Here is a 7162-nt window from a genome sequence, read left to right on the forward strand (position 1 = left end):
AATTCCAAATCTCTATTAACAACGATAGGAACTACAAAGGCAAAGCGTGGTATAAGATTTGCCTTTTAATATACTATGAGATTTAGCTTTGTAACCACCAGCGATAGATGAAGACAATACTAAATTTATTTTATTATAGTGTAAAAACAAAACTAACAGCAAATTTTAAGTAAATCAATTGTATAATTGGTAGTTAAATACTATTGCAATTCACAGTGTAACAGTGTAAAAATAGTGTTAAAAATTATCTATACATTTTTATGGAGTTAAATATAATAAATGTAAACGCGTACATCTTAAGGTGTAACAATTTATAAATAGCTTGGCGGGAATGAAGATGATTGAATTAAAAAATATTTGTAAAACATATCGAGAAGGTAATGTAGAAACTCAAGTATTAAAGGCCATTACACTCACTGTTGACTCAGGGTCATATATTTCGATCATGGGAACATCTGGTTGTGGTAAATCTACGCTGATGAACATCATAGGATTGTTAGATAGTGATTTCAAAGGTGACTATCAGCTGAAAGGCGAGTCAGTTTTAAGGTTAGATGAACAAACGTTGGCTTCCTATCGAAATAAGTATATTGGGTTCATTTTCCAAAATTTCAATTTAATAGATGAATATACAGTACGTGAAAATATCTTATTACCATTTCTTTATTCAGAGCAACCCCATGACGAATCTTATATTAACAATCTTATTAAGAAGTTAGGGTTAGAAGATTACATGGACACGTATCCATGTAATCTTTCAGGTGGACAAAAACAGCGTGTAGCAATTATTAGAGCAATGGCCCATAAACCTAAATTTTTGATTGCGGATGAGCCAACAGGCGCTTTAGATGAAATAAGCAGAAATGAAATTTTAAGAATATTGAAAAATCTAAATCGAGATGGTACGACAATAATTGTCGTGACACATGACATATTTGTTGCTCGTTTTAGCGATACAATATACGAAATGCAAAATGGCCAGTTGATATTAAAGGGAGATCATAGTAATGAAATATAAAAAACTCACTGTTGATGCATTAAAATTGTTGTTTAGAAACAAGCGTCAGAGTATCTTAACAGCGTTAGCTATCGCAATTTCGACATTTGTTGTACTAATAGTATTATCGAGTTCCTTTTATACAACGTCTTCCTTAAATGATGACTTAAAAGTAGATGAAGAAGTGATGACATTAACCTATACACCTGAAAATATGTTAGATGTTGCTGGTTTTACAACATCAGATAAACAACTCGTTGAAAAAGAATTAGGGCAACAAGTAACTTTAAAGTCTAGTTCTTATGGATTATATGCCACAGTTCATTATCAAAAAGGCAAACAAAACTTGAGTTTTCGAACGATTCAAGATTTGAAAAATAACGATATTGAGTTACCGTCATTATTAAAAGGGATGTCTCTAGAAAAAGTTGCGAATGATATTGCGATTAGTGACAAAGCTTTATCATCTCTAACACGTCAAACTGATGTAGAACAATATCTCGGTTCTGAACTTATGATTTCTGGAAAAGTATACAAAATTTGTTCTATCTATTATGGTTCTGAAGTTAATGAAATGTTGCCATCGCTTATTGTTTCTAAACAGACAAAAAATAAATTTTTAAATGGACAAATTTATTATGATGAAATGATACTATCCACAAATGATTTGAAAGATGTGAATAGCGCATTAGCTGTTTTGGATACACATGGTACACATCGTGAGAAAGGTAGCTATGCTTATGATGATAAAAAGCGACTTTATGAAGAAACAGAGGATCAAGCAACAACCATACTTAACTTTATTGCAGTACTTTCCAGTATTTCAATATTTGTTGCTGGATTTGGTGTGATGAATGCCATGTTGTCATCAGTAAGTGAACGTAGTAAAGAAATAGCGATTAGAAGAGCATTAGGTGCCAAAAAAGTAGATATTCACTTTGCCTATATGATGGAAGGCACAATATTATCAACAATAGGTGGAATTGTAGGTAGTTTCTCGGCGATTATTTTAGTTCTGTTAATGAATCTTACAGGACTAGCGGCTAAATTATCTGTTGAACAAGTAATGATTACATTGGGGGCAACGATTGTATTTGGTATTTTGTTTAGTATCATTCCAGCTATGGTTGCATCAAATAAAAATGTAGTAGATGGTTTGCGATGATAGAGAACATCAAATTAAATAAATTTGAAATACTTATCATGCTATTAGCCACAGCGTTTTTGCCACTATTGTCTTTAATGATAGGGGATGCTGTTACATCTCTGTTATTTGAAAGAGTAGATTTATTAGGAATGATGTTTGCTGAGAGATTGTTATTTGCATTGGTTGCTCTTCTTATTTTGAATATATATTTGAAAATAAGATTTATAGATATAAAAGTTGAACAAGTAATATCTATAAGACAATTAATTAAATATTCTCTTATGATAATAGTAATCTCTTACTTAGTCTATAAATTTCTAGCAACTAATCAGATTTATGTATATATATTGGCATACATTAGTTTAAACTTTTTGATTGCATGGGAAGAAGAATTGGTATACAGATTGATGGTTCCTAAAATAATCGAAAAGTTGTTTAATAACATCTTGATTATATGCTTGATTCAAAGTTTAATTTTTAGCTTTATTGGGCATCCTGAACAAACTTTTTTTGATAATTTGGTCTATCGTTTCCCACTAGGAATACTACTTTATTATATGAAACAAAAAACAGGTAAAATTTTCTTACCTACTTTAGCACACGCAATTTGGAATATTATTTTAAGTTATACGTAAAGGAGAACATATGAAACTCACAAAGCTAGAATTAATTATGATTTTAATATTAGTCGCTGAATTGACAGTATGTCTCATTATAATGGAACATTTAACAATATTTCAGTATATGATATTTGTTCAAATTATACCATCATTTATAGCAGCTATCGTTATTGGCAAAGTGTCAGCACGCAGTAAATATAAATGGTTATTAATTCCATTGTATTCAATTATTTTTGTAATAGTTATAATTTCAATATTACAAATCACACCCATATCTACAATAGAAAATAACACAGTTCAATCTAAGACCTCAGTTATTTTATTTAACAGAAATATGAAGTTTAGTACATATTTAGGTTTGTTTTTCCAAGAATTTTTATTGAGCGCATTTATTTCATTGATAATAGGTGTATTCAAGAAAATAAAGGGAGGCAAATTTTAAATATAAATTATCAAAATTAAGGAGGTGTTACTAATGTTTGATTTATTCAACAAATTAACAACTAGTTGGTTCTGGGGCTTTTATACTCGTACAACATATCGTAAAAATGGTAGACGAAAAGCTTAATTATTATAGCTAAACCATTTTATGATGTGATTATATGAAGTATAGTAGCTATAAATTTTTGAGTGCAAATCTTTATACTCAAAAATTTCAGCTATTGCCGATTAATAAGCATACAACTCACGTGATGAGCGGTATGCTTATTTTATCTTTAAGACACTTGTAATTCAAAAAGGCAACGGCTATTCTACGTTATGTAGTGCCGTTGCCTTTTAATATGCTATGAAATTTTGCGTCGTAACCACCAGCGATAAACGAAGGCGCTGATGAGACCAAAGATTGTCATCATGAGATAGATTCGCCAATACGGCAATTCGTAATGGATAACTGCCTTGTGTTCGCCTTTGTTAACTGGAATAACGGATTGGATGCCATTGCCTTGTAAAACAGGTCTTTCCTTACCATCCACTTCAGCTTTTAAGCCATCTCGATATGGGATTGGTAGTACAAGGTATGACTTTTTCGTTGGTTTCATGTCAACACGTAAATCTTGTCTTGTTTTTTTGACTTTAACAGGTGTCACATCACGCGTTGCTTTTTGAAGTGTTGAATAATCCTCACCATAAATATGTTTGATACTGACACGATATGTGCCTTTTTTCAGTTTCAGTTGCATCGGTTCATTGGCAGGCACACGTACTGTAATCGGTGTGACAAAGCGTTTATATTTGTATGTGAGTCCAGTACGACGCTGATGGAAGTCATCTACTTTCAAATAATGTCGTTGATTCGGTGACAATAACTCAACATCCATTTCTAAATAATAATCTTTATAACGATCATTGCGAGGCATTGAAATATCTAAGCCACCCAAGTTTTTGTTGACTTTCAATTTGTTACCTTTTTGTTGCGCGTCACGTGGTGTGATTGTCGCTGTTTTAAGTAGGTCTGGATTGGATTTAAAAGATGTATTACCTTTTTGATCCTCTAGTACAACCCCTTGTAACATCGCATGTTCACGATCAAGTGGCGATTTCAAATCTGCTGCATTATACACTTTAGATGTAAGGTGTGCGGCAGGGTAGTCAATCATATTACGACTATGTGACCACGTTCTGTCACTTTCTTTAATTTGTTGTTCACGTTTCATACCATATGGAATGGATGGATCACTACCTTTTTTAATACGGTCAGAAACACCCCATAACGCATACATATTGGCACGATTTCCAAGCAAACGATACGTACTATTACTGTCGAATTCCATATTAATCTGCATAAGGTTATCATAGTAGTCTAAGATCGCGCCATCAAAAATACTAGAGTACAGTGCAACACCATTGAAGTGATATATCATACTGGAATTAATCGCATACGTACTCATATAATCAATACGTTCTAACGGTTTTTGACGCTCTGTAATCTCATCAATTGTTTGTTGAAGGAGATGACTATGATACTTTGGTGCGTGCAATGTAGACGTATCCGTTTCGTGTTTTAACATATTATTTGAATGATAATTGAGCAGTAACACGAATTGTTGAAAGACAAACAGCGCAACAATGAGATATGTGATCCGTTGTGTTAATCTCTTTTGACGATAGATGTACAATGCAGCAATACCTAAAATAAGGATACTGACAAACATCCACCACATGCGACCCGAAGATATGACAATTGTAGCCAGTGCTAACGGAATGAGTGGTAGGAGTGATACTAAATAATCACGCCATGTTTGCTCAGTCAAATGTTTCAACCACATGGCCATCAATACACTTGTTGATAAGACGAGTAAGTAACCCCAACGTCTTTGCGGATACGAGAAACCATTAAAAGCACTATCGAAATACGGTGTAAGTGCACCAAAGAGTAAAATCCATGTAAAAATGGCAAATAAACGATAATAATAGTGACGGTACAATTTAAATGAAAATAGCGCTACGAGTGCGATAAATGTAATCGTAAAATAAAAACCATTCGAGAAAATATGATATTTAGATGTGAAATCTATTAATGGTGATACTTCATATTCACTTAGTTTACGGTCATTATTTAAAAATGAACGGACACCGGTAATAAAACCAAATGAAGCGATACAGAAACTAATGAGCACTGCAGGAACAAGTAGCCATAGTTTTTTCCAACGCGTCACAATATCATCTTGATGTGCGTAAATCATACGATAAATCAAATATGCACCTAATGTGAGTGTTTGATAGTAACTAAAATAAAAGTTAGAAAACAACGTCAGTGCAATCGCAATAATAAATAAACCGATTTTACGTGTTTTGAAGAAACGCTCCATCCCCCAAATAGAAAGTGGCAGGAATAGTAAAATATCTCCAAAGAATGACCACGTAAAGTTGAAATAATAAAATACTGTTGACGTACTATACAACATCGCACCTAGAAAACGGTATGGATTTTTAATATCAAACATTTTAAACATGCCATATGTCGCTAAGAATGTAATGACGCATTTAAAGTAGGCCACAATCATTTGATTTGCTGGCCAAAAGTCAATTGTAGATGGATTAATATGGCTGAATGTTTGAAGTAACTTAATACATAGGAAGTTAACATACATAATAGGGGAGGTTGTGTAGTAATAAGATAGGTCTGTGAAGTAATCCCCACCTAATCCTAAGGCAACATCATAATAGGATGATAGGTTAGACATGCGATCATATAGGAACATTTGGAACGGCATCATTTGTTTGAAACCGTCCCCAGCTCCACTATAAATCACACCGTGTGCAAAATAGCGATAAAACACTGGAACATATACTATTGCGCCTACTAAAAAAGCAACACACAGTAATTTGAACCATTTAGGGGAGGGATAATGCTTTTTCAATGTCATTCACTCTTTCTTCGTTCAATTGAAACTTATATGTGTTTCGTTAAAATATACTTTGAAAGTACATAGGTGATTGGTATTGTAACGACAAGTCCAACAAAAGGTGCGATTGATTTGTTGAAGTGTAGAAAATCTACAAACAAATAGATAAGCAGTGTTTGAACACCCATATTAACGACTTGTGTTAATGGAAACGCTAAAAATTTCTTGAGTGTCGGCTTTACTTTATATACAAAGTAACAGTTCAAATAATATGAGATAACAAATGCGACAACAAAGCCAACAAGATGACTGATTAAATATTGTACATGAAATAAATGTAATAAAATCAAATAGACAACGTAATAGTTAACGGTATTTAAACCACCAACAATAATAAATCGGATAATTTCATAAAGACGATCAGATTGCATCATCAATAGTCCTACTTTCTTTTAATATTCAATGTGTAAGGTTGCGAGATGAATTAAGAAAACAACCTACTACTGATAAAATATAACACAAATCATGTGAAAAAGCGTCGATTATTAATACTAAACAAGATTAAATGTTGTTGTAAACGTTTTAAAAGATATCTTACGCAATTTGGGTCACGGGTATGAATTAGATTATGGCACACAAGAAGCATCGTGTGAAAAGATTGAACGCATTTTTCAAAAAGTAGCGGGACGTCGTGTTATTATCTTTTGTACGAATCGTGAAGCATTTAAAAGTCGATTATAAACAATAAAACAACGTATAACATGATAAATGGTAAATCTTGTTATACGTTATTTTTGTTATATAACGGGATCTTTTTGATTAATGCAATTCCTGTCCCATTCTTAACCAGCGACGATAGATAAAGGTTAAGATACTACCTAACAGCGTCAGCACAAGGTAAAAGCGCCAATGTGGCAATTCATAATGAATGACGGCCTTGTGTTCTTCTTTGTTGACAGGGGCTGGGACATAATTCGTTCTAAGCCTCTTTTGTAAAAAGCCCTGATTAGATGTTAAAAAACATTTAATCAGGGCTTTGTCATGGATATTA

The 7162-nt window shown here is 32.9% G+C and carries 8 protein-coding genes; 5 read left to right on the top strand and 3 right to left on the bottom strand.

Annotated features, from left to right (window positions below; translation table 11 throughout):
- The first annotated feature begins 337 nt into the window (after positions 1-337).
- From CD122_RS11085 to CD122_RS11100, 4 genes are read left to right on the top strand one after another with little or no spacing between them, the layout of a single operon-like run.
- Complete coding sequence (locus tag CD122_RS11085) at positions 338-1018, top strand: ABC transporter ATP-binding protein (RefSeq protein ID WP_103359005.1); 681 nt, start codon at positions 338-340, stop codon at positions 1016-1018.
- A complete protein-coding gene (locus CD122_RS11090; RefSeq protein ID WP_103359006.1) occupies positions 1008-2162 on the top strand; it encodes an ABC transporter permease in 1155 nt (384 codons plus the stop codon). The genes CD122_RS11085 and CD122_RS11090 overlap by 11 nt, the downstream gene beginning before the upstream one ends.
- The gene (locus CD122_RS11095; RefSeq protein ID WP_103359007.1) at positions 2159-2779 is read left to right on the top strand and encodes a CPBP family intramembrane glutamic endopeptidase; all 621 of its coding nucleotides are present in this window, start codon (positions 2159-2161) and stop codon (positions 2777-2779) included. The genes CD122_RS11090 and CD122_RS11095 overlap by 4 nt, the downstream gene beginning before the upstream one ends.
- 10 nt (positions 2780-2789) lie before the next feature.
- A complete protein-coding gene (locus tag CD122_RS11100; RefSeq protein WP_103359008.1) occupies positions 2790-3206 on the top strand; it encodes a hypothetical protein in 417 nt (138 codons plus the stop codon).
- Between the two features lie 343 nt (positions 3207-3549).
- Here CD122_RS11100 and CD122_RS11105 read toward each other — a convergent pair whose 3' ends face one another.
- Together CD122_RS11105 and CD122_RS11110 are read right to left on the bottom strand one after the other, a co-directional pair.
- Positions 3550-6126 carry a YfhO family protein gene (locus CD122_RS11105; protein WP_240624164.1) on the bottom strand — a complete coding sequence of 859 codons (2577 nt, stop codon included), beginning with the start codon at positions 6124-6126 and terminating at the stop codon, positions 3550-3552.
- A gap of 32 nt (positions 6127-6158) precedes the next feature.
- Positions 6159-6545, bottom strand: a complete 387-nt coding sequence (locus CD122_RS11110; RefSeq protein WP_206167770.1) for a GtrA family protein — start codon at positions 6543-6545, stop codon at positions 6159-6161.
- A 169-nt stretch (positions 6546-6714) separates the two neighbouring features.
- Here CD122_RS11110 and CD122_RS12050 point away from each other — a divergent pair, with 169 nt between their 5' ends.
- Positions 6715-6852 carry a hypothetical protein gene (locus tag CD122_RS12050; RefSeq protein ID WP_169926518.1) on the top strand — a complete coding sequence of 46 codons (138 nt, stop codon included), beginning with the start codon at positions 6715-6717 and terminating at the stop codon, positions 6850-6852.
- Positions 6853-6930: 78 nt separating this feature from the next.
- On the opposite strand, the gene CD122_RS12170 is transcribed toward CD122_RS12050, so the two are convergent.
- On the bottom strand, positions 6931-7162 hold a 232-nt coding region (locus CD122_RS12170), incomplete at its 5' end, for a hypothetical protein (protein WP_206167771.1).

The organism is Staphylococcus rostri, from assembly GCF_002902145.1.
In the GTDB taxonomy this organism is placed as follows: domain Bacteria; phylum Bacillota; class Bacilli; order Staphylococcales; family Staphylococcaceae; genus Staphylococcus; species Staphylococcus rostri.